Below are 301 nucleotides of genomic sequence, written 5' to 3' on the forward strand. Positions count from 1 at the left end.
CGGATGTCCATCAGGACGACGTCGGGCACCAGCCGGCAGGTGAGTTCGACGGCCTGCTCGCCGTCGTCCGCCTCGCCGACCACCTCGATGTCGGGCTGGCAGTCCAGCAGCGCCCGGAACCCGCCCCGCACCAGGACCTGGTCGTCGGCCAGAAGTACCCGGATCATCGTCCGTCTCCCTTCCCGGTTTGGTCCGCTCCGCCCGGTGCACCCGCCCTCCTCCCGCCGGCGGTCTGCAGCCGCGCCCGCACCCAGACGCCGACGTCTGCGCACGGTCCGACCTCCCGCGTGCCTCCGACGGC

At 73.4% G+C, this 301-nt stretch carries 1 protein-coding gene; it reads right to left on the minus strand.

Annotation, left to right across the window (positions count from 1 at the left end; genetic code table 11):
- Positions 1-167, minus strand: a 167-nt coding sequence (locus tag UK12_RS35310) for a response regulator transcription factor (protein ID WP_045307316.1), incomplete at its 3' end; no start/stop codon positions are given.
- Between the last annotated feature and the right edge of the window lie 134 nt (positions 168-301).

It is taken from the genome of Saccharothrix sp. ST-888, assembly GCF_000955975.1.
GTDB lineage: Bacteria > Actinomycetota > Actinomycetes > Streptomycetales > Streptomycetaceae > Kitasatospora.